The organism is Niveibacterium sp. COAC-50, assembly GCF_013184235.1.
GTDB lineage: Bacteria > Pseudomonadota > Gammaproteobacteria > Burkholderiales > Rhodocyclaceae > Niveibacterium > Niveibacterium microcysteis.
Map to the genome: position 1 here is coordinate 973626 of NZ_JABCJM010000002.1, position 22708 is coordinate 996333.

Below are 22708 nucleotides of genomic sequence, written 5' to 3' on the forward strand. Positions count from 1 at the left end.
TCACCTGGAGACCCGAATGAAACGCACCCTCGTCTGCCTTGCCCTGAGTGTTGCCGTTGCGCCCGTTTTCGCCGCCGGCTGCGGCAAACCACGCAACGCCTTTGACCAGGTGTACTGCGCGGGCAACCTGTTCTCGCAAACCGACAAGGATCTCAACACCACGTACAGCAGCCTGCGCCAGAAGCTCAACGCGAGCCAGAAAGATGCGCTCAAGCAGGGCCAGCTCGCCTGGATTGCCAAACGCGATGCGGAGTGCAGCGAAGAAAAACGCAATGGCTACTACGTGAACCTCGACTGCGCGATCGAGCTCACGCAATCGCGTCTGGCCTTCCTGAAGGAACGCGAGCGCGAGTGCAACAGCACGGGCTGCGTCACCGAAGAGCTGGCGAAGTAAGGCGCGAAGCGGCAAGGCCAACGCTTGATGGCGGGCCTTGCAGCGCGGGGGCGGTAGCGCCCCTGCAACGCCTAGTGCGGGAAAGCAGTGGCGCGACAGGTACTATCTGTCTTTGCCCCACCTTAAGCTGCCTGCCCTGAATGCAAAGCGAAGTCAAAGATAAGCCCGTGCGCGCTGTTGTCGCCGCCGTACAACTGCCCAACGTCAGTGACGTCGAGTTCGAAGCCTCGCTCACCGAGCTGCGCGAACTCGCGAAGACGCTCGGCCTCACCGTCGTGCGTACTTTCACGCAGAAACGCGCGGGGTTCGACCAGACCGGCTACCTGGGCATCGGCAAGCGTCAGGAGATTCACGCCTACGTGACGGGCGAAGCCGGCTACGACGAGATGGACGGCACACCACTGTCCGTGGACCCGGAAGGCGGCGATATCGAGGTCGTGCTGGTCGACCATGAGATCTCGCCCTCGCAGGCCCGCAACTTGGAGCTGGAGGTGGGCTGCGAGGTGATGGACCGCACCATGGTCATCCTCGAGATCTTCCACCGCAACGCGCGCTCGCCCGCTGCCAAGGCGCAGGTCGAGATCGCACGCCTTGGCTACATGGCGCCGCGCTTGCGCGAAGCGGCCAAGCTAGCCGGTCCGCAGGGGCGCCAGCGCAGCGGCGTGGGCGGCCGTGGCGCCGGTGAATCGCACACCGAACTCGATCGCCGCAAGATCCGCGACCGCATTGCCGAACTGCAGCTCGAAATTGTCGCGATGAACGCCGCGCGCGAGACCCAGCGCGCCCGCCGCCAGGGTCGCCAGAGTCTGCCCAGCGTCGCGCTCGTCGGCTACACCAACGCCGGCAAATCCACCTTGATGCGTGCGCTGACCGGCAGCGAAGTGCTGGTTGCCAACAAGCTGTTCGCTACCCTGGATACGACGGTGCGTGCGCTGTATCCGGAAAGCGTGCCGCGCATCCTCGTCAGCGACACGGTGGGCTTCATCAAGAACCTGCCGCACGGCCTCGTTGCGTCGTTCAAGTCCACGCTCGATGAAGCGCTCGACGCCGCGCTGCTGCTGCATGTGATCGACGCCAGCGACCCCGGCTTCGAGCGCCAGCTCATGGTGACTGATGAAGTGCTGAAAGAAATCGGCGCCGACGAGCTGCCGCGCATCCGCGTCTTCAACAAGATCGATCACGTTGGCGATGCCGCCGCGCAGGCCGAATGCGAAGCCGCGCTGCGCGCGCAATACCCGGACTGCGTCGTGATGAGCGCACGCAGGCCGGAGGACGTCGCGCGCATGCACCAGACCATCGTCGCTTTCTTCCAACGCGATCTGGTCGAGGCGGAACTCTTCCTGCCCTGGTCTGCGCAGCAACTGCGCAAGGACATCTACGAGAACTGCCAGGTGCTGGAAGAACGCGCCGATGAAGACGGTGCGCACTTCAGCGTGCGCGGTGACGCGATTGCGCTTGAGCGCCTGAAGGAAAAGATCTCGCCGGCGGAGTGATCCGGCGGGTTGCGCACGGCCGCGGCGCGCAGCGCGCCGCTTCGTGCCGCGCCTTGGTCGGTGTGATCAAAGATCCAGCGCCGCTGCGCGCGCCACGATCGTGGCTTCCGATATCACCACGCAGAGACGCTGGTTGGCGGCGAGTTGAGCAGGCGCGCCGGTGGTGTGACCAACGTTCCCGATGAATACCGGAAACTGCACTACCTGGTTGTAGCCTGTGATCGCGTTCGCAGCGGTCACCACTGCGGAATGTGTTGCGCCGAGCGGCCAAAGCAGCACGCTGCCGGCCGGTGGCGTACCCGGCGTGATACCGAAGTTCCAGTTTCCGGAGCGCGTGAGCGCCAGCATTTCGGGCTGTGCCGCCATTGCGCCGATGTTGCCTAGCGTGGTCAGTGCCGGCTTCACCGGGCACAGGCCGAGCGCCTGAGCCTCTTGCGCCGCCCAGAACCACGTGGCGACGTGGCAGGTCATGGCAACACCGGGGATCGCCGGCAGTGGCGCAAGTGCTTGTGCTGCGAGGGGCATGGTCGTCTCTCCGCGGGTGAGAGCGCGCATGCTATGCCATAGGGATTTCACTTGTCATTGTGCGGCGGCCCGAATGTGAATATTCACTTCACCGCTTGCCTTCCCGGCGCAAAACTTGCGCCATGACCCACGCCAGCCGCGTGCACTGTGAAGGAGGGCGCCATGCCACTCACCATCGACGAACGCAACGCTGCCGCCCGCGCGCTTTACGTTGGCGCCCTTGGATTGGGCGAATCGCACGATGACCCGACCGCCCGTTCTTTCGCGCTTGAGTTGTTCCGCACAAGGCTCGTGCGCCGGCTGATGGTTGAGCTCTACCCCGCCGCCTATCAGCCCATGGTGGATCACGCTGCGGCAACGAACGGGCAGGTGTACGTCGTTGCGCTTCATCACTGTGCGATCACGCTGTCGGATGTGATCAACGCGGCCATCGCTGCCCAGATCCCGGTGCACTGCGTCGATGGGCGTGACGGCAACATAGGGCGGGCGTCGGGCGCAGCGATGCAACGCCGCAATCAAGCGGTTGGGGACAACTTCGCGCAGATCACAGGCGGTAACACAGCCACCCACCCTGGCGCGCGTGGCTGTCTGATTCTCTTTGGCGGCGCGCATTTCGAAGGCGCCAACCGCATCCAGAACTACATCGGCGGGCTACCGTACTGCCGGGCTGGCTGATGCCGCGAGACAGGCGCTCTGCACAGCCGATCTGCGGTTATCCATTCGGCCGCCCGAGCGTTTGAGTCTTCTATCACACATCGATACCACTGCCACGCCGCATGGTGGTGGAACGCAGCCAATGGTGCGCGGTCTCAATCAGGTGTGGTGTGTCGGGTCCGGAAAGGAGTCGCGCGTGTCGAACGTCAGCCTTGGGCGCCTTGGCGCCGCTCTGTTGCTTGTGTTACCACTCGCGTGCCTGGCGGCAGCCAAGCCGGAAGAGAAGATCCTCAACATCTACAACTGGTCCGACTACATCGCGGACGACACCCTGGCCAACTTCCAGCGCGAAACTGGCATCAAGGTGCGCTACGACAACTACGACAGCAACGAGATCCTTCACGCCAAGCTCGTCGCCGGCCGCACCGGCTACGACATCGTCGTGCCGAGCGCCCACTTCGCCAAGCAGCAGATCGAAGCCGGGTTGTTCCAGAAGCTCGATCGCGCGAAGTTGCCCAACTGGAAGAACCTGGACCCCGCGCTGCTGGCGCAACTCGCCAAGGTTGACCCGGGTAACCAGTATCTTGTGGACTGGCTGTGGGGCTACGTCACCGTCGGCATCAATGTCGGGCGGGTGAAGCGAGCGCTGGGCGATCTGCCGATGCCGGAGAACCCCTGGGCGCTGCTCTTCGATCCGCAATACACCAGCCGCCTGAAGCAATGCGGCGTCAGCTTCCTCGATTCGGCCAGCGAAGTGCTGCCGGTGACCATGCTTTACGCCGGCAAGCCCGGCTACAGCCGCAACGCAGGCGACTATCCTGCCGCCGCTGAAGTGCTGCGCGAGGTGCGGCCCTACATCACGCGCTTTTCATCCTCCGGCTACATCAACGATCTGGCTACCGGCGGGCTGTGCGCGGTGATGGGCTACTCCGGCGACATCAACATCGCCCGTGCTCGCGCGATCGCCGCGAAGAACGGCGAAGAAATCGAAGCCCTCGTGCCGACCCACGGCGCCACGCTTTTCTTCGATTCGATGGCGATACCCGCCGACGCTCCGCACCCGAACAACGCGCACCTCTTCATCAACTACATCCTGCGGCCCGAAGTGCACGCCGCGCTCACCAACAAGGTCTTCTACGCCAACCCCAACCGCGCCTCGCTGCCCTACGTGAAGAAAGAGGTTGCCGAGAACCCGTCGGTCTTCCTCTCGGCTGAAGCCGCCAGCCGCATGACTCCGCCGGACGCCGTGCCACAGGAGATTCGCCGCGTGCAGACGCGGATCTTCACCCGCTTCAAGGCGAAGGAATAGCGCTTGCCAACGCTGCTGCGCAGCGGCGTTGGTGGTGCTTTGGGCGCTTACGCTAGCTCCGTTTCGCCGGGGATCCCCGGTGCAGAAGCATGCGCGATGTCACGCCGCGCGGCACATGGGTGCCCATAGAATCGGTGACATAGCCCATTCGCCCCCATGACATGCGCCACGCCCTCCAGACACGGAACGATAGAAGCCCGATCGACACCTCGTGCGGCGGTTTCCGCGTGAGTTGGTGCGTCTGCGTTCTGCACCCACAGCGCGAGGGCGCCTGGTCTTACGGTGTCGGTTGCAGCTTGTGAGCAATTGGGCTTTGGCACACCAAGTAGTACAGCGCGCGCGGGCCAATACCGCACTCGGTATTGCGCTCTGCGGGTCAGTCTTGATCCACGTTGCGTTGTTCTCGCGTGTTTGTTGCATCGACTTTTGGGGTCAAGGCGTGCCTCAAGGCGTGTTGACGCGCGTGTCCGTTACCTTGACGCGACCAAGAGCAGAGCCACCGTTGGAGCGCCCTGTAGCGTCCGCGCCCTCCCGGCAACGTAGGAGCGCTTCAGCGAGCCCCCCGCCGGCTGTGCTCTCACGATCTGCGACCACCGACTCGCTAGCGCCGCGTGAAACCGCCGAGCCTGCCCCGCAAGCAGACGTGCCCCGAATTGATCTGGAGCGTGCTCGCGCGCTCGCACGCGCAAGCGCCGTGGGGTCCGAGAAGACGCGTGATGCGCGTTTCGAGCCGCCATCGCAGGAAAGGGAGAGTGAAGGGGCCTTGGCGAAAGGCATCGCCAAGGCACTGCGGCCAGATTGCCGGGACGCATACTCGGGAGCAGGGCTGTTCGCGGTTCCGCTTTTGCTTCGCGATACGCTCTCGGATCGTGGCTGCAAATGGTAGGCAAGGTCTAGAGGCGCTTCCGTAAAACACGGTGCGGCCGATGGCGAGGGCCGTCTGAGGCCGCAGCCGCCCAAATTGTCGAGCATGTGTGGGAAGTCAGGCGCTTACGCCTGACTGCTAACGGCGCAAGCGGGGTTTCGCGGAGCACTGCTCCGCACCCAACGCGGCTCAAGTCCGGCAAGGGCGAATCGGCCGTTGACGGTGCTCGTCGCACAAGGGTCCGGACGACGAACGTCGAAACCGCGCGAACAAGAATAAAGGCGGGTTAGGCCAGAACGGCCCACCCGCCCGCGGTTACCACGGTCGTAGCGACCATCATGGCCGCCGAAACCGTGCGACGCAGCGCACCGAGTTACGGCGCTACATTCACCGCAAACTTCTTCACCCAGGTGGTCCCCGATCCGCCCACCACTTCATTGCCGAATTCCACGCTGGCGACGTATTCCTCCGGGTTCACCAGGCCCTTGCCGACCATGTAGCGCAGCAGCGCGTCGATCGGGATCTGGCCTTTCAGCTGCCGGGTGGGGCTGCGGAAGGAGTAGAGCGTCCAGCCACGGCCGTCGCCGCGGTCGCCGATGTTGTCGGCGCGGAAGAGGTCGTAGCGCACGCCCCCGAGCACCGGCTGGTCGACGATCTGGCCGGCTGGCGTGGCGCTTTGCTGGTAGTCCATCCAGAACATGATCTCGGTGGTGATCAGTTTCGGGTTGGGCTGTTCGCTCCAGTTGCCGCTGCTGGTGAGCCAGATTTCCGGCGCGAGGTTGTAGCTGCCGCTGGCTTGCGTTTCGACTTCGTAGTCCATGCTCAGGCTTTGCATCGCCGAGATCTTGAGCGGGAAGCGCGGGTCGGACGGCTTGCCGCCGGACCAGGGCTTCCAGCCGAACATGATCTGCGGGTAGGCGAACACGGTGGGGTCTTGCCCCGGCCAGCTCCAGGTCCAGCCGATCTCGCTCTGGCCGTCCTTCGTGCGGTGGAGCAGGCATTGCTCGGGCGTGAAGCCGCGTGCCTTGTCGATGCCCCAGACGTTGTTCTCGTACTTGTAGGGGCCGACGATGGCGCTCGCCCATGCGGCGCAGTCGGCGGTGACGCCGGCCTCAGCACGGCCGGGGGCGGGCACGGTGGGGGCCTTGGCCGTGGCGCTGGGTGCAACCGACTGGGTGCCGCCGCAGGCGGCGAGCACAAGCAGGGCGAGGGGGGCAAAGCGGGTTACGCGCATCGAGTGTCTCCGTATCGTTATGTGGATGCGGTGGACTGTATCGGCGCGCGCCCGGCTTGCCCCTGCCCGGGCTTGCGCGACACCTTGCCCGGCTTGCGCTCTTGCGCGCCTGGCCAGCTCGCGCCGGCGCGTACGCGTTCAGCGCCCCAGCGGCAGTACCGGCATGCACAGCTCTGCGACGAGGTCGTCATTGCCGTCGCTCGGGTGCCCGGCCGCGTAGGTCTCAAAAAAAGGCCCGCTCGCGGCGATGAAACCGCTTTGCGGCAACCATTGGTCGATTAGCCAGGACCAGGCGAGGCCAATGTCTGCACGCGGGCCTTCGAAGCGGACGCAGGCATGCCAGCCGCCTTCGACACGTTTGCGAGAAGGGCGCAACTGGGCACTTTCCTGCCAGCCGGGTGGCAGCACCACGCATGCGTCGTAACGGCAGTGCTGCGGGGGGGCGATGGCGGGGTCGTCGAGGCCCATGCCCAGCATGGGCTGATCACCCAGGCCGAGCGCATGTACCCAGGGCTTGAAGCGCACCCACAGCGGCGCCACCACGTCCGAGTAATCGCCCTGTACGCGCCAGTACAGCACTTCGCGCTGCGGAAGCTGCTGCAGCGTGACCTTGCCGAGCGTCGGCGTCGCCGCGTCGCGATCTGGTCCGCCGGTCACCCTGTGCTGCGGCGGGCGTTGCAGCGCGCTCTGGCGCCAGGCGCTGGGCGTGACGCCGAAGTGCTGGCGGAAGGCGCGTGCGAAGGTTTCGGCGGACGCGAAGCCGCAAGTCACCGCCACTTCACGGACGGTCAGCGCCGGGTCGTAGCGCAGCCGGATGCCCGCGGTCTCCAGGCGCCGGCGGCGCACGAAATCGCGCAGGGTTTCGCCGGTCCAGGCGCGGAACACGCGGTGCAGGTGAAACGGCGAATAGGCGGCGAGCCGCGCGAGGTGGTCGAGCCGAAGATCGTCGGCCAGGTGGGCTTCGACGTGGTCGATCACGCGGTTGAGCCGTCGTGCATGGCTACCGACCAAGGCGTGGGAATCGAGAGTGGATGTCATGGAACCTCACTCGGCGGGTGCGGCGGCGAACCGGCTTGACAACGTTTTCATTCCCGCACAGCGTGCCACAGAGGCGACTTCGATGCCAGCCTATGTGAGGCGTTTCGCAAGGGCTGGGCATCATCGGCCGGTGTCACTCCGGCAGGCGTTGGCCGATCGGAGTCAGCGAGCTCGTCGCGACGGACGTTTCAGCGGGTTTCGCGCCCTTAGCGGTTCGCGCCGCCGGTAGCCGCATGCACGAGGCTCGGGCGCGGTGCCAGGCGATGGATCAGCAGATGAGCGATGCTGGCCAGCGCCAGCAGCAGGGCGATACCGAGCGCCCAGACGAGCCACAGTGCCGGCCCGATCCAGCCGATCGCGGTGGCGATCCAGGGCTGGCTCAGGACCAAGCCGGTGCCCACGGCGGATAGCGCCATTCGCAGCGACTCCAGCATGGCCGGGTCGGCCCATGCGAGCCACGCTGGCAGCGGCCAGTCTCGCAATATGGCGGCCAGTGTCTGTGCATCTGCCGTACCAGCGGCGGTTGCCGCCCACGCCGTGAGGCTATGCGCGAGCGCGACGGCGCCGCTCCAGAGCAAACCCAGGACTGCGGTGATCGACCACAAGACTGTTTTCATCGCTGTGCCCTCCGATGCAAGTGCTATTGCGCGTTCAGAGGGTGGGCGACGGATGAAAGTTCCAGCTGCTGAGCGGAGCCTGCGTTGCGGCGTGCGCGAAATGAAAAGCCCCGGGACCGGTTGTGCCGGGGCCCGGGGCTTGAGTACCACCAGTGCGCTTCAGTGGCTGCGCTCGTCGAGCTTCGCCAGCAGTGGCTTGAGGCTTTCCTTGCGCGCCGGATCGACGCGAATCGCCTCGTCCAGTGCGGCACGGGCGAGTTCGGTGTCGCCGCTGTGCAGGTAGGCCAGCCCCATGCCGATCCAGGCTTTGCTGTTCTTCGGCTCGAGCGTGATCACCTGCCGATAGGTGGCGACGCTCTTGCTGATCTCCTGCTGCGAGAGCTGGAAGCCGGCAAGGCGCAGCAGCGTGGCGCTGGACTTCGGCTCGGCCGCGACGGCGGCGGCGAAGCTCTCACCCGCCTTGTCGAGCTTGCCTTCCGTCCAGTACTTGTCGGCGCGGGCGATCAGTGTTGCCGCCGAAGTGGGCGCGGGCTCCGCCGCCACCGCCGCTATGCTGGCGGTGGCGACGAGCAGCGCCGCGAGGATGCTGCGCAGCCTCACTTCAGTGCCCCCTTGCCGTAGCGGTCTTCATAGCCCTGACGCACCTTCTCGATGGCGTCCTTGCTGATGCCGTTGAAGTACCAGTCGTGGCCCTCGATCGGCTTGAAGTACTTCTGCAGCAGCGCATCGGCGAAGGCTTCGTTGCCGTCCTTCTTGCGGACCGCCTCGCGCATCTGCGGGATCCACTCGAAGTAGGTGCGCTGGGCAACCTGATAGATGCCGTTCCACCAGGTGTAGTCCGGGCCCATCATTGCGGCGCCATGGCGGGCACGACGGCCTTCGTGGTGCCAGATTTCCCACCAGGTCCACTCGATCTTCTCGTCGAACGGCGCAGCCGTGACATAGCCCTTGGCGGTCAGCTCGCCCATCATCGCGGCGATCGGCTTGGCGAACTTGTCGTTGTAGAGATCCACCACGTCGTCGAACTGCTTGTAGTGGCCCTCGATCTGGCGCTTGGTGTGGCACGCAACACAGACGTCCTGCATGTTCTTGCGGCGCTTCTCCCAGGTGATCACTTCGACGACCTTGGCACCCTTGTAGGTGTCGCCCACCTTCGGCAGCGCGATGCTCGCCGGCAGGTCGTAGGCCTTCTTGTCGTCGGTGCGGACCATGTTGAGCTTGACCGACACCGCCGGGCGCAGCGTCCAGGAGATGCGTTCGCCCACATCGTGCGTGACTTCCTGACGCTCGGTCGCGCTCATGTGGCAGGTCGCGCAGGTCGGTGCAGCGGTGTAGTCCTTGCCGACCACCCACTTCTTCGACTTGAGATTCATCTCCTCCTTGTGTGCCGAGAAGGCGATGCCGTGCTTGGATTCCTCGTAGATCTCCTTCTGCGGATGATCGGGGCCGAGGTGGCACTTGCCGCAGGTATCCGGCTCGCGCGCCTGCGCGGCCGAGAAGCGGTGACGGCTGTGGCAGGCCGAGCACGAGCCGAGCGAACCATCGGGGTTGATGCGGCCAATGCCGGTGTTCGGCCAGGTTTGCGCCGTCGGGCGATTGTTCGCGTCGAGCGCCACCTTGCTGCCGTGGCACTGCAGGCAGCCGGCTGTGACCGCGGCCGGGCCGCCGATCACTTCACCCATGATGTTGTCTAGCGACGCCAGGATCTGGCCGCCCAGCGCATGGTGCGAGGGTTGCTGTTGTTCGACTTCCTTTTCGTGGCAGGTCGCGCAGACCTTCGGACTCACCACGGTGGTGATGAAGTTCGGCTTGCCCTTGTATTCGCGGTGCTTGTAGGCGCCGGGCGTGCCTTCGGCCGCCTTGTGGCAGTCGTAGCAGTCGACGTTGTGCTTCGCGTGGGAACTCTTCTTCCATTCACCGACGAGGCCGGGGTTGTCGTCTGCGTGGCAGGACACGCATTCCTTACCGATGGCGATGTCCGTGGCCGATTTCTTCACCTTCGCGTCGGCCGCCTGCGCGCCGAGCGAGAAAAAGGTGCAGAGGCCAAGGATCAAGCCCGCGAGGGCGATCCGACGAGGGGTCATTTTCATGCCTTCCTGAGTGATGACTGCACGGTTGATCAGGGGGCGACATGCTTGTGGAGCCCCGGGTACCGCTAAATACGCCCTGGGTGCTTTCTGCATCCTTGATGCATATCAATTTTCAAAACGCGGCGCCGGAACTTTGCGTGGAGGAGGGGGTCTCGGCCGCCGCTGCATCGGTAGGGCGGCCGTCATGAAGTGAGGTGGCGGCGCCGCAGCGAACGCCGCAACGCGATCCAGAACGCACAAGAGCCCGCCACCTGTGCAGAGGCGGCGGGCTCAAGGGGCTCAGGTGCCCGCTATGTGCGGCGAGCGGGCGCGGTACGCGCGTGTAGCAACGAAGCTGCTTCAGCTCACCTGAATCACGATCTTGCCGCGGGCACGGCCGGTTTCGCTGCGGGCATGCGCGGCGCGGATCTCGCTGAGCGGGAACACGCTGTCGATCACCACGCGCAGCTTGCCAGCATCGGCGAGCTGGCCAATCTCCGCCAGTTGCGGGCCGTTGGGCTGCACGAAGCAGAAGAACGGGGTAACGCCGTGCTGCGCAGCCAGCGCGGCATCCACCGGGCTTGCGATGGTGACGATGCGGCCGCCGCGGCGCAGCGTCGCGAGCGACTTCAGCTGGATATCGCCGCCGAGGGTGTCGAAGACCACGTCGAGATCGCGCAGGGTGCTGAAATCCTGCTTGGTGTAGTCGATCACCTCGTCGGCGCCGAGCGACTTCACCAGCTCGACGTTTGCGGTGGAGGTGGTGGTAATCACATGCGCGCCGCGAACCTTGGCAAGCTGGATTGCGAAGTTGCCCACGCCGCCGGCGCCCGCATGGATCAGCACGCGTTCGCCGGCTTGCAGCTGCGCCATCTCGAACAAGGATTGCCATGCGGTGAGCGCAACCAGCGGTACCGCGGCGGCTTCCTGCCAGTTGAGCGAGGCCGGCTTGCGGGCGATCTCCGATGCACGCACCGCGATGTATTCCGCATAGCTGCCGTCACGCACGATATCGGGGCGGGCGAACACCGCGTCGCCGATCTGCCAGCCGGTGACTTGCGTACCCACGGCAACAATCTCGCCGGCGAAGTCCCAACCCAGCGTGAGCGGCAGTTGATGCGGCAGCATGTCCTTGAGGTAGCCCTTGCGGATCTTCCAGTCCACCGGGTTCACGCTCGCGGCGTGGATGCGGACCAGCACATCGTCCGGCCCCGGCTGCGGCATCGGGCGTTGTTCGAGCGAGATCACGTCGGCGTCACCGTAGCGGTGGATGACGGCGGCAAGATGGGTGGTGTTCATGGCGGCTTCCTTGCAGTTGGGGTTCGATGTGGTGCCAGCATAGGCCCGCCATCGGCACTTGATAAGCACGCAGTAGCGCACTAGATTGTTTCCTCCTAGGAACCAATCTAGCGCTTGAATTGCGCCTCCCGATCACCATGGCCATCCCCTTTGAACGCATCCCCGGCCTCATGCTGTTTGCACGTGTGGCGCGCAGCGGCAGCTTTTCGGCCGCCGCGCAGGCGCTTGGCCTGAGCCGATCCGCGGTGAGCAAGCAGGTTGCCGCGTTCGAGGCGCAGATCGGCGGGCGTCTGATCCAGCGCACCACACGCAAGCTGGTGCTCACCGAACTCGGCGAAGAAATCCTGCGCGAAGCCCAGCGGGTGGAGGCCGCGTTGGAGGCCATCGAAGGGCTCAGCGCCGAACACGCCCAGCATGTTCGCGGCAAGCTGCGTGTGAGCTGCTCAGCCACCGCCGGGCGCGAGCTGCTGGTGCCGCTGCTACCCGAATTCCACCGTCGTTACCCGGAGCTGGAACTTGAGCTGGGCCTCGAAGACCGCTTCGTTGATCTGGTTGCGGAGCGCGTCGATGTTGCGATCCGCATCGGCCATCTGCCCGATTCCTCGCTCGTCGCGCGCAGGCTGGGCGAGCTGGCCTGGGCACTCGTTGCCAGCCCGGCCTACCTCGCGCGCCATGGCACGCCCAAACGGCCCGAGGATCTGGCCGGCCACGCCTGCCTTTTCTACAGCAACGGCAAGCATCGGCTCGACAACTGGGGTTTCGTCGTCGGCGGTGAAGTGCAGCGCTATCCGGTGCAAGGCCCGCTGGTGATCAACGACGCTTCGGCGCTGGTCAGTGCCGCGATCGGCGGCATGGGCGTGTTGCTGATCGACCAGGCACTGGTGCGCGCACCGGTCGCCGCCGGGCTGCTGACACCGCTGCTGCCCAACTTCCCGCCCGCGCCGGGTTTTCCGGTGTACGCCGTCTATCCGGCGCGCGAGCATCTGCCGGCGCGCACGCAAGCCTTCGTCGACTACCTGATCGAACGCTTCGCGCCGCTGCTGGGCGATGCGTAGATCGCCCGGATGCCGCGACGCGCAATCCGGGGCTGCGGCAGATCAAGGCTACGTGCAGGGACGCCGGTCAGTTATCAGCCGCTGTGTCGCCAGCCCCGCCGCTCAGTTCGCCGGCGCCGACTGCGTGGCGGCCGGTGGTTCGATTGGCGCGACGGGTGCTGATGACGCTGCTGGCGGCAGCGGGGCGCTGGCGTTTGCTGCCGGTTCCGACGCTGCGGGTTGATCGACGATCGGCGCTTCAGCCGCGGGCGCAGACGCCTCGGCCGCCGGGGGCTCGCTCTGCGCTGCGGGTGGTTCGATCGGCCGCGGCCGCGGCGCCGAGGCCTCCGTCGTAGGCGCTTCGCCGAACAGCGATTGGTACCACGCGTGCAGGCGGCCGCTGAGTGTTGCGTCTTGCGCGCGCACGAAACGGGCGTTGCTGTCGATCAGGCGGGCGTTCTGCGCGCGTGAGAAGAAGTCGCCGACCATCGGCAGCGCGCTGTGCGCGCCCTGGCCCCAGTAGTTGCTGCGCAGCGTAATGCGCGCGTCGTTGAAGCCGACCCACGCGCCCGCTACGAGTTGTGGATGCATCAGGATGAACCAGCCGTCTGTGTTGTCCTGCGTGGTGCCGGTTTTGCCGGCGAGGTCGCCACGCACACCGAAGCGGCCGCGGATGGCACTGCCGGTGCCGCGCTGCACGACACCGCGCATCGCGTCGAGCAGGGTGTCTTCAGCCTCTGCGGAAATCGCGCGCTCCGGGTCCGCCGGGCGGAATTCCTCCAGTACTTCGCCCTTGCGGTTCTCGATGCGCAGCACCATGGCCGGTGCGAGGTAGTGGCCGGCGTTCGCGATGGTGGCGTAAGCGCTGACCATTTCGTACAGCGTCACCGGGCTGGTTCCGAGTGCCAGCGAGGGCACCTCGTCGAGCTTGCTTTCGCGCACGCCCATCGCGCGCGCGAGCTTGGCGACGCGCGCTGGGCCCACCTGTTGCATCACCTGTGCGGTGATGCGGTTGCGCGATAGCGCGAGCGCGGTGGCGAGCGTCATCGGCTCGCCGGTCGGCGGCTCAGCGTCGTCCGGTTCCCACACCTCGCCACCGGGCAGCGGTATCTGCACCGGGGCGTCGACGAAGGTGTCGTCCGGCTTGGCGCCACGCTCGAAGGCGGCGCCGTAGACGAAGGGCTTGAAGGTGGAGCCCGGTTGGCGGCGCGCCTGGCGCACATGATCGAAAGCGTCGACCGCGAAGTCGCGACTGCCAACCCATGCGAGGATCGCGCCGCTGCGAGGATCGATCGCGAGGAAGCCGGCTTCGATACGTGTCTTCTCCTCACGCAGCTGCCGCATGAAGTCGGTGTCGCGCAGCAGCCGCTTGAGGGCCTCGTCCGCCGATTCGCCTGCAGCGGTGGCCGCTGCGAACGCAGCGCTGTCACGCACCAGCGCTTCGACCGTGCGATTGCCGGCACGCCACTGGCCGCCCCACGCGCTGTTGGCGATACTCTGCAGGGCGCGCGTGCGTTGCTCCACTGCGCGCGCTGCAAAACCCTGCAGGCGCGAATCGATTGTGGTGCGCACCACCAACCCATCGGTGTAGATGTTGTAGTCGTGCTGGTCGGCCCAGTCGATCAGCCAACGCTTCAACTGCACGGTGAAGTGGGGCGCGTCGCCGGGTTCGGCCGACTGACGTTCGAAATCCAGCCTCAGCGGCCGTCTGGCGAGCGCTTCGTAGCGCTCCGCCGAGAGCTTGTCCTGCTTCGCCATCAGCGCCAGCACCACGTTGCGCCGCTCGCGCGCGCGGTCCGGGTTCAGCACCGGGTTGTAGTAGCTGGTGCCCTTCAACATGCCGATCAGCGTCGCGCTCTCGGATATATCCAGCTCGCGCGCCGGCTTGCCGAAGTAGGTGCGCGCCGCCATGTCGATGCCGTAGGCGTTGTAGAGGAAGGGCACCGTGTTGAGATAGGTCTCGAGGATCTGCTGCTTCGAATACAGCGCCTCGATCTTCAGCGCGGTGATCGCTTCCTTGATCTTGCGAGTGATGTTCTGGCGACGCCCGATTTCTTCCGGGAACAGGTTGCGCGCCAACTGCTGCGTGATCGTGGAGCCGCCCTGCGTGTCGCCTTGCAAGGTTGCCAGCGTCGCCCCGACCAGGCGGCGAAAGTCGATGCCGTGGTGGTCATAGAAACGCTTGTCCTCAGTTGCGATCAACGCATCGATCACCCGCGGCGAAATCGCATCCAAGGGCACCCAGTCGCGGTTGCCGCGCTTGAACTCGGCAAGCGGTTTGCCGTCGGACGTCAGCACCTGCGTCGGCGCTTCTTCGCGCGCCTTGCGGATATCCGAGATCCCCGGCGTGAAGGGCACCAGCACCAGCACCCATGCCAGCAGCAGCGCAGGCGGTGCCGCGAGCGCGATCAGCACATCGCGCCGGTGCGGGTGGCGCAGGCGTTGCCACAGCGCTTCCAGAGCGGATCTGAGCTGGGGGACAAATTGGGGCGGCAAGTTTGGGGGCACGGTAGGCAGCGGATCCTGGAGGCCCGCGCATTATGCGCGGACCAGTTCGTCTGTCGATTTACTTGGCTGAAACGCCGTCTTCCGGATCAAGTGCCCGCTTCTCTAGTGCTTCGGCGCTCTTGGCATCCCACACCTTCATGTAGGCGTTGTACTTGCCTTGGATGTCCGCAGCGTTCGCCTTCGCCCACTGCTCACCTTCGGGCGTGTTGAGAACCAGCTTGCCCTGCTGCACCCAGCCCGGAAACTCGGTTCCCGCCAGGCTGTAGTGGGCTTTCGGATCAGCCTTGACCGGCCACAGCGAGAAGCGCGCCTTCCACATGCCCATGCGTGGCGCAACGATGGCGTAGTAGGTCTTGCCAGCGGTCAGATTGGCATCGAGAAAGTCCGCCGCTTCCGATACCACCATGAACCGGTGCTTGCCCGGCGCTGTGTCATAGACGACCTTGGTGCCCACCGAACTGACGCCAATGAAACCGGGCTTGCCGTCAGTCACATCGAACACCGAAGCTTGGATCGCACCACCGAGGGCAGAGGGCCTCAGGAACACCACGCGGGCACGCTGCTCGGGCAGCGCAGCAATCGACTTCTCGTCACCCGGCTTCATTAGGCTGGAAGCACAGCCGCTCAACAGCAGAGCGGCGGCGCACATCAAACAGGATAGGTATTTCATCTTGTCTCACTCGTGGTCGAATAGTTCGTCACGGCGCTGAGTGTGCCGCGATCGCAGCGCGGATTGTGGCGTCGGCCTGGGCGCGGTGACATGATGCGTATCAGTCGCCGCCGATCCTGATCTGACTGCCCGTTTGGTCACCGCGCCTCTAACACCGGCGTGCACGAGAAAGCCCGCCTTGCGGCGGGCTTTGGGCATGACGATGGCCGTGGTTACATGGCATCGCTCGGTCTACTTCAGATCAAACCGATCCAGATTCATCACCTTCACCCACGCGACGACGAAGTCGCGTACGAACTTCTCGCTCGCATCGCTTTGCGCGTACACCTCGGCCAGCGCGCGCAGCTGCGAGTTGGAGCCGAACACCAGATCCACGCGGGTGCCGGTCCATTTCACGGCGCCGGTGCGGCGGTCGCGGCCTTCGAAGCGTTGGGCGCTTTCATCGACTGGCGTCCACACCGTGCCCATGTCGAGCAGGTGGGTGAAGAAGTCGTTGGTGAGCAGGCCGGGGCGCTGTGTGAACACGCCGTCCTTCGACCCGCCGTAGTTCGCGCCGAGTGCACGCAGGCCACCGACGAGCACCGTCATCTCAGGTGCGGAGAGCGTGAGCAGCTGCGCCTTGTCGACCAGCAACTCCTCGGCCGGCACGCGGTACTGCGCCTTCTGGTAGTTGCGGAAGCCATCGGCCTGCGGCTCCAGCGGTTCGAACGATGCGGCATCGGTCTGCGCCTCGGTCGCGTCCATGCGGCCGGGTGCGAAGGGCACTTCGATCGCGTGGCCCGCAGCCTTCGCGGCGGCCTCCACCGCCGCCGAACCGGCCAGCACGATCAGGTCGGCGAGCGAGACTCGTTTGCCACCGCTCGCTGCCGCGTTGAAATCGCGCTGAATGCCTTCGAGCACGCCCAGCACCTTCGCAAGCTGCGCCGGCTGGTTCGCTTCCCAATCCTTCTGTGGCGCGAGGCGGATACGCGCACCGTTCGCGCCGCCGCGCTTGTCCGAGCCACGGAAGCTCGCCGCCGACGACCACGCGGTGTAGACCAGCTCCGCCGTCGTCAGGCCCGAGGCGAGGATCTTCGCCTTCAAGGCGGCCACATCGGCGGCGTCGATCAGCGGGTGATCCACCGCCGGAATCGGGTCTTGCCAGATCAGATCCTCACTCGGCACTTCCGGCCCGAGGTAGCGGCCCTTCGGCCCCATGTCGCGGTGCGTGAGCTTGAACCAGGCGCGGGCGAAGGCGTCGGCGAACGCGGCCGGGTCCTGGTGGAAGCGGCGCGAGATCTTTTCGTAGATCGGGTCGAAGCGCAGCGACAAATCGGCCGTGGTCATCATCGGCGGATGCTTCTTCGACGGGTCATGCGCGTCGGGGATCATGTGCTCCGGCTTGCAGTTCTTCGCCACCCACTGGTGTGCGCCGGCCGGGCTCTTCGTGAGTTCCCACTCGTAGCCGAAGAGCATGTCGAAGTAGCCGTTGTCCCAGGTGGTGGGGTTGGGCTTCCAGGCACCTTCGATGCCGCTGGTGGTGGTGTGCATGCCGCGGCCAGAGCCGAGCTGGTTGATCCAGCCAAAGCCCTGCGCTTCGATCGGTGCGGCTTCCGGGGCGGGGCCGACCAGCGCCGGGTCACCCGCGCCGTGCGCCTTGCCGAAGGTGTGGCCACCGGCGACCAGTGCCACGGTCTCCTCATCGTTCATCGCCATGCGGGCGAAGGTCTCGCGCACATCGCGGCCGCTCGCCACCGGGTCCGGCTTGCCGTCCGGCCCTTCCGGGTTCACATAGATCAGGCCCATCTGCACCGCGGCCAACGGGTTCGCGAGTTCGCGGTTGCCGGAGTAACGGCTGTTCGGCTTATCCGAGGTCGCGAGCCATTCCGTCTCCGCGCCCCAGTAGATGTCCTCTTCCGGCTGCCAGATGTCGGCGCGGCCGCCGCCGAAGCCGAAGGTCTTGAAGCCCATCGATTCCAGCGCGACGTTGCCGGCGAGGATCATCAGATCCGCCCAGGAGATGGCGTTGCCGTACTTCTGCTTGATCGGCCACAGCAGGCGGCGCGCCTTGTCAAGGTTGCCGTTGTCCGGCCAGCTGTTGATCGGCGCGAAGCGCTGGTTGCCGGTGCCCGCACCACCGCGGCCGTCTGCCGTGCGGTAGGTGCCGGCGCTATGCCAGGCCATGCGGATCATCAGGCCGCCGTAGTGGCCCCAGTCGGCCGGCCACCAGTCCTGCGAGTCGGTCATCAGCGCCTTGAGGTCGGCCTTCAGCGCCGCGTAGTCGATCTTCCTGAACGCCTCGGCGTAGTCGAAGCCCGCGTCCATCGGGTTCGAGGCCGGCGCGTGCTGGTGCAGGATCGACAGGTTCAACTGGTTAGGCCACCAGTCGCGGTTCGATTGCCGGGCGGGCGTGGTGCGGGAGCCGTGGCCGAAGGGGCATTTCTGTTCGCTGCTCATGGTCGCTGTCTCCGTGAAAGCCGATGAAGGGGTGGGTCTGGCTTCAAAGCGTAGTCGCCGAGGCCTGCACCATCCATTGAATTTCGACCATCATGAAGATTGATTCCTGCTATCGAAGGCGCGAAGCTGGATAGTCCGAATGAGCGCGCTCGACCGGGCAATTTGCCCCCAACCGCGCCCGCAGTGCAGCGGCATCTGGTCGCAGCGTTCCGCGTGATGCCAACCCCCGGATTCACGGCACAAGATTTGATCCGGGCCACAGATTAGGCAGGTCGCCCGCAGTAAGGTGAATGCCGACTACGGCCGCAATGTCTTCGATGTGCCTTGGCCCCAGCCCGCCGATATCGGTGCGGGGCGTCGGCACCCAACCCGGGGGTACACCATGAGTCACCGCCACGCCCAGCTGCTGCGCACCATCTTCCACGACCCGCCCAGCGCCAACCTGCACTGGCGCGACATCGAATCGCTGCTGCGCCACGTTGGCGCCGAGCTCGAACCGCTGTCCGGCGCGCGCATCCGCGTCAAGCTCGGCCGCGCCGAAGAAATCGTCCACCACCCGCACCACAGCAACACGTTGGCACCGCAAGCGGTGAAGCATCTGCGCGAAGTGCTCGCGCGCGGCGGGGTGACGCCGGGAACTTACGAGGCGGACGGATAACAGCCGCTTGCAAGGCTCAGCCTCACATCGGGAGTGGCGGCGCGCCTGACGAAAGCCCCGGATTCCGGCTTACGCCGTCATCCGGGCTACTTGCTGACCGGATGTAGCGCAGCAAATCCCGGACCAACGACACATGTGATGCAATCTGCGCGTACCGGCATCCGCCGAAATCCGGACCCCTCGACGGCAGCGTGAGTAGTCATCAGCATATCCGAAGCGTCTGCGCGCTAGACGGAGTCCTCTACCATCTTCGAAAAGATCGCCCCGATCAATCTCAAACCAACCCTCGTCGGATGTAGAAAAAAAACATCTGGACGCGGCACGTCACGTGAGTCAAGGCTGTAGTTGCTCCCGGCTAGGTGATGAAAATAATGGTTTCTCAATGTAACGAGAAAGTCGAACGCATCCTTCAAGCAAACATCGATCGATTGCCCGCCACTTACCGTCGCCTGCCTATTCTTTTCATTTATGTATGCAACGATCCGTGGCGAGATAGGGTCGTTAAACTCCATCCGACAAACCTCGCCGGCAAGCAAGGGGTCTCTACTCAAGAGTTGTCGTGAGAAATTGGAACAAAACTCTAACTCTCCTCCCTTAAAGTAGCCCTTTAGCTGATCGTATGCCTTCATGTATGAAGCATTTTGACGGGCGTGATAGAGCGGAAAAGCGAAGCTAAGTTTCTCAAGTGCTCGATATAGGTGCACAAAGGCCGAAAGCCCTCGCTCGAGGTCAAGACAAACCACCGCTCTGGCTACCTCGTCTAGGAGCGAAGTAAAAAAACTGTGATTCCCTCCGGGATCGGACAAGTACTTTCGAACCGCAGGCATCGCGCTATACAGCAGAAAATCGCCGTTTCGATCCTGTATCCCCAAGGTCGGGAGCGCGGCCTTAACTCGGTCATGCAAAGAAAGGGCCGCGCCCTGTACGGCCCCCACGGCCATGTAATTCACCATCTGAGCGAATTCATGGCCGTCGAATCTCACGGCCACTCCACCGAGAAGAAGGCGACATAGGCCAAATGCCGGAGAAACGGAACCAGATCTACGTCTGTAACGCGACCAGTCGGCGAGCAACGTCGCCTCGGTGAGGGTTACCTCATCAAACGCTTCGCTTTCGCGTGCAGATCTCATTAGATGACACAAGAGATTGTGTCGAGCAATTCCGAGTCATCCAATATTGACAGTTTGCTGTAATTCTGGATGAAATGCTCCACTGCCTTTCTCCTCGCCATCCCTAGCCGGATCTTGGAAACGTCAATCCCGGAAAAGGCTTTCTCAAAGACCTCCACGGAGGACATGAAGTCAGCAGGACTGCAGGTGTTCAGAGCGGGCAAACCTTTCTTTGCGCCGGCACTAAAACCAATTAGATTGTTCTGAACTAGCAACCAGTTCTTTATTCGCTCGTTAGCCGTCCAGGCGCTAATCAAATCCACTACGTCGTCGAACTCAGACTCCGATTCACCCAAGTCGGAGTCCATGATTTTAGTCGCGATTAGCTCATCCATTTTTTCCTGAATGATCTTCTCGTTGTCTATATTGACGCTTCCGGTTAGGAAGGCTAAATAGGCCTTAATAAGGTCGACTTTCTTGAATGCTCCACGGAGCCGCTTCTGGCCCGGCTTCCTCTTCTCTGCCTGAAGAGGAATATCCGACTCTTCGAAATCGTAGACATTGGACGCGATTATCTCAATTTGATGCCGCGCTGTCATAGGCTTCTGGCCGTTATTCAGTGTGATCATCCTGTACAGCAGCAAATCCATTGATTTGCAGATCAGCGCGTTTACAAACAAGGGACGATTTAGGGGGAAGTCGCCAACACTGTCTGCTGCAGCGCGTCGGATGGTATTTAGACGCTGCATTCCATCGAGAATGAAGAAGTTGCCTATGTTTTCATCGATATAGTCACCAATAGCGGCTACATCGGCAGTCGGCGGATCGCTGTCGATGATGGCGATTGTCAAAGGGGGCATGATGCACCCCTTGACAATATCCTTTGCCAGTCGCTCATAGAACTTGTAACTCTGCAACTCTCGCTGAATTTCTAGCCGCCCAATCAACGGGACAAGCTTATCAATTGCGTATTCATAGGTAGTGGACGCCGTGATGAATGTGCTCCTCACGACCTCGTCGTAATCTACGCTCAGTACTTTCATCTCGGCATCCTGTAGGTGGTCCGTCGGTTTAACGACTGATCGGCTTGTACCGAATCCGCTTCGGCTTCGCGCCTTCTTCACCGAGTCGCTTCTTCTTGTCTTCTTCGTACTCGTGGTAGTTACCGTTGAAGAAGGTCCATTGCGAATCGCCTTCGGCGGCGAGGATGTGGGTGGCGATGCGGTCGAGGAACCAGCGGTCGTGCGAGGTGACGAGCACGCAGCCGGAGAATTCCAGCAGCGCGTCTTCCAGCGCACGCAGCGTTTCAACGTCGAGGTCGTTTGACGGTTCGTCGAGCAGCAGCACGTTGGCGCCGGCGATCAGCGTCTTCGCCAGGTGCAGGCGGCCACGTTCACCGCCGGAGAGCTTGCCGACGATCTTCTGCTGGTCGCCGCCCTTGAAGTTGAAGCGGCCGATGTAGGCGCGGCTGGGCATTTCGAACTTGCCCACGGTCAGCACGTCGGCGCCGCCGGCGATGGCTTCGAACACCGTCTTGTCGGCGTCCAGGCCCTCGCGGGTCTGGTCGACGGCGGCGAGCTTCACGGTCTGGCCGATGATCACTTCGCCCGAATCCGGCTGTTCCTTGCCCATGATCATGCGGAACAGTGTGGACTTACCGGCGCCGTTCGGGCCGATCACGCCGACGATGGCGCCGGGCGGGATGCTGAAGTTGAGCTTGTCGATCAGCAGGCGATCACCGAAACCCTTGGAGACATCCTTGAACTCGATGACCTGGTTGCCGAGGCGCTCGCCCGGCGGGATGAAGATCTCGTGGGTCTCGTTGCGCTTCTGGTATTCGACGTTGGACATTTCCTCGTAGCGGGCCAGACGCGCCTTGCTCTTGGCCTGACGGGCCTTGGCGCCCTGGCGCACCCATTCGAGTTCTTCCTTCATCGCCTTGCGGTGGGCGTCTTCCTGCTTTTGCTCCTGCGCAAGGCGGGCGCCCTTCTGCTCGAGCCAGCTGGAGTAGTTGCCTTTCCAGGGGATGCCTTCGCCGCGGTCCAGTTCGAGGATCCACTCGGCGGCGTTGTCGAGGAAGTAGCGGTCGTGGGTCACGGCGACCACGGTGCCGGGGAAGCGTACGAGGAACTGTTCCAGCCACTCGACCGATTCGGCGTCGAGGTGGTTGGTGGGTTCGTCGAGCAGCAGCATGTCCGGCTTGCTGAGCAGCAGCTTGGCGAGCGCCACGCGGCGCTTTTCGCCACCGGACAGCGGGCCGATCTTGGCGTCCCACGGCGGCAGGCGCAGTGCGTCGGCAGCGATTTCGAGCTGGGTGTCGAGGTCGGCACCCGAGGTGGCGATGATGTTCTCGTACTTGGCCTGCAGCTCGGCGAGCTTGTCGAAGTCGGCGTCCGGCTCGGCGTAGGCGGCGTACACCTCTTCGAGCTTGGTCTTCGCTTCCATGATCTCGCCCAGTGCGGATTCGACTTCCTCACGCACCGTCTTGTTGGCGTCGAGCTCGGGCTCCTGCGGCAGGTAGCCGATGCTCATGTTGGGCTGCCACTGCACCTCGCCGTCGTATTCCTTGTCGGCGCCGGCCATGATGCGCAGCACCGTCGACTTGCCCGAGCCGTTGAGGCCCAGCAGGCCGATCTTGGCGCCGGGGAAGAAGGAAAGGGAGATGTCCTTGATGATCTGACGCTTGGGCGGAACGATCTTGTTCACGCGCAGCATCGACATGACGTACTGGGCCATTCGGGCGACTTCCGGTAGTTCGATTGAAGGCCGCCAGTTTACCCGCCTGCCACGCAATTG

19 protein-coding genes are annotated in these 22708 nt (G+C 64.1%); 6 read left to right on the forward strand and 13 right to left on the reverse strand.

The annotated features are described in order from the left end of the window. The first annotated feature begins 16 nt into the window (after nt 1-16). Complete coding sequence (locus HH302_RS12000; protein ID WP_172202397.1) at nt 17-394, forward strand: lysozyme inhibitor LprI family protein; 378 nt, start codon at nt 17-19, stop codon at nt 392-394. A gap of 140 nt (nt 395-534) precedes the next feature. Next, on the forward strand, nt 535-1887 hold the full coding sequence (gene hflX / locus HH302_RS12005; protein ID WP_172202398.1) for a GTPase HflX: 1353 nt from the start codon (nt 535-537) through the stop codon (nt 1885-1887). 66 nt (nt 1888-1953) lie between these two features. Here hflX and HH302_RS12010 read toward each other — a convergent pair whose 3' ends face one another. Next, nucleotides 1954-2412 (reverse strand): hypothetical protein, encoded by a 459-nt coding sequence (locus HH302_RS12010; protein WP_172202399.1) that lies wholly within the window; start codon nt 2410-2412, stop codon nt 1954-1956. A 162-nt stretch (nt 2413-2574) separates the two neighbouring features. On the opposite strand from HH302_RS12010, the gene HH302_RS12015 reads away from it, so the two are divergent. Then, entirely contained in the window at nt 2575-3087 is a 513-nt protein-coding gene (locus tag HH302_RS12015) for a hypothetical protein (RefSeq protein ID WP_172202400.1), read from the forward strand. A 175-nt stretch (nt 3088-3262) separates the two neighbouring features. Continuing rightward, on the forward strand, nt 3263-4375 hold the full coding sequence (locus HH302_RS12020; protein WP_371814712.1) for a polyamine ABC transporter substrate-binding protein: 1113 nt from the start codon (nt 3263-3265) through the stop codon (nt 4373-4375). Between the two features lie 1238 nt (nt 4376-5613). Here the strand turns inward: HH302_RS12020 and HH302_RS12025 are convergent. From HH302_RS12025 to HH302_RS12050, 6 genes are all read right to left on the reverse strand, one after another. After that, the gene (locus tag HH302_RS12025) at nt 5614-6474 is read right to left on the reverse strand and encodes a hypothetical protein (protein WP_172202402.1); all 861 of its coding nucleotides are present in this window, start codon (nt 6472-6474) and stop codon (nt 5614-5616) included. Between the two features lie 138 nt (nt 6475-6612). After that, complete coding sequence (locus HH302_RS12030; protein ID WP_172202403.1) at nt 6613-7512, reverse strand: GyrI-like domain-containing protein; 900 nt, start codon at nt 7510-7512, stop codon at nt 6613-6615. A gap of 206 nt (nt 7513-7718) precedes the next feature. Continuing rightward, entirely contained in the window at nt 7719-8129 is a 411-nt protein-coding gene (locus HH302_RS12035) for a hypothetical protein (protein ID WP_172202404.1), read from the reverse strand. A 159-nt stretch (nt 8130-8288) separates the two neighbouring features. Further along, entirely contained in the window at nt 8289-8729 is a 441-nt protein-coding gene (locus HH302_RS12040) for a tetratricopeptide repeat protein (RefSeq protein ID WP_172202405.1), read from the reverse strand. Next, nucleotides 8726-10219 carry a multiheme c-type cytochrome gene (locus tag HH302_RS12045; RefSeq protein ID WP_172202406.1) on the reverse strand — a complete coding sequence of 498 codons (1494 nt, stop codon included), beginning with the start codon at nt 10217-10219 and terminating at the stop codon, nt 8726-8728. Before HH302_RS12045 ends, HH302_RS12040 begins: the two co-directional genes overlap by 4 nt. Before the next feature lie 339 nt (nt 10220-10558). Then, nucleotides 10559-11497 (reverse strand): NADP-dependent oxidoreductase, encoded by a 939-nt coding sequence (locus HH302_RS12050; RefSeq protein WP_172202407.1) that lies wholly within the window; start codon nt 11495-11497, stop codon nt 10559-10561. A 137-nt stretch (nt 11498-11634) separates the two neighbouring features. On the opposite strand from HH302_RS12050, the gene HH302_RS12055 reads away from it, so the two are divergent. Continuing rightward, complete coding sequence (locus HH302_RS12055) at nt 11635-12552, forward strand: LysR family transcriptional regulator (protein ID WP_172202408.1); 918 nt, start codon at nt 11635-11637, stop codon at nt 12550-12552. A gap of 102 nt (nt 12553-12654) precedes the next feature. Here the strand turns inward: HH302_RS12055 and HH302_RS12060 are convergent, their stop codons facing one another. From HH302_RS12060 to katG, 3 genes are all read right to left on the reverse strand, one after another. Beyond that, nucleotides 12655-15039, reverse strand: a complete 2385-nt coding sequence (locus HH302_RS12060) for a transglycosylase domain-containing protein (protein ID WP_371814713.1) — start codon at nt 15037-15039, stop codon at nt 12655-12657. A 58-nt stretch (nt 15040-15097) separates the two neighbouring features. Next, a complete protein-coding gene (locus tag HH302_RS12065) occupies nt 15098-15709 on the reverse strand; it encodes a hypothetical protein (RefSeq protein WP_172202409.1) in 612 nt (203 codons plus the stop codon). A 231-nt stretch (nt 15710-15940) separates the two neighbouring features. Continuing rightward, nucleotides 15941-18145: a catalase/peroxidase HPI gene (katG, locus tag HH302_RS12070; protein WP_172202410.1), complete on the reverse strand. Its 2205-nt coding sequence runs from the start codon at nt 18143-18145 to the stop codon at nt 15941-15943. 382 nt (nt 18146-18527) lie between these two features. On the opposite strand from katG, the gene HH302_RS12075 reads away from it, so the two are divergent. Then, nucleotides 18528-18803, forward strand: coding sequence for a type II toxin-antitoxin system HicA family toxin (locus HH302_RS12075; RefSeq protein WP_172202411.1), 276 nt, complete (start codon nt 18528-18530; stop codon nt 18801-18803). A 227-nt stretch (nt 18804-19030) separates the two neighbouring features. Here the strand turns inward: HH302_RS12075 and HH302_RS12080 are convergent, their stop codons facing one another. The 3 genes from HH302_RS12080 to ettA all read right to left on the reverse strand — a co-directional run bounded on the left by HH302_RS12080 (nt 19031) and on the right by ettA (nt 22648). Beyond that, nucleotides 19031-19786, reverse strand: coding sequence for a hypothetical protein (locus HH302_RS12080; RefSeq protein WP_172202412.1), 756 nt, complete (start codon nt 19784-19786; stop codon nt 19031-19033). Nucleotides 19787-19932: 146 nt separating this feature from the next. After that, nucleotides 19933-20955 (reverse strand): hypothetical protein, encoded by a 1023-nt coding sequence (locus HH302_RS12085; protein WP_172202413.1) that lies wholly within the window; start codon nt 20953-20955, stop codon nt 19933-19935. 28 nt (nt 20956-20983) lie between these two features. Continuing rightward, a complete protein-coding gene (gene ettA, locus HH302_RS12090; protein ID WP_172202414.1) occupies nt 20984-22648 on the reverse strand; it encodes an energy-dependent translational throttle protein EttA in 1665 nt (554 codons plus the stop codon). Nucleotides 22649-22708: the final 60 nt, after the last annotated feature.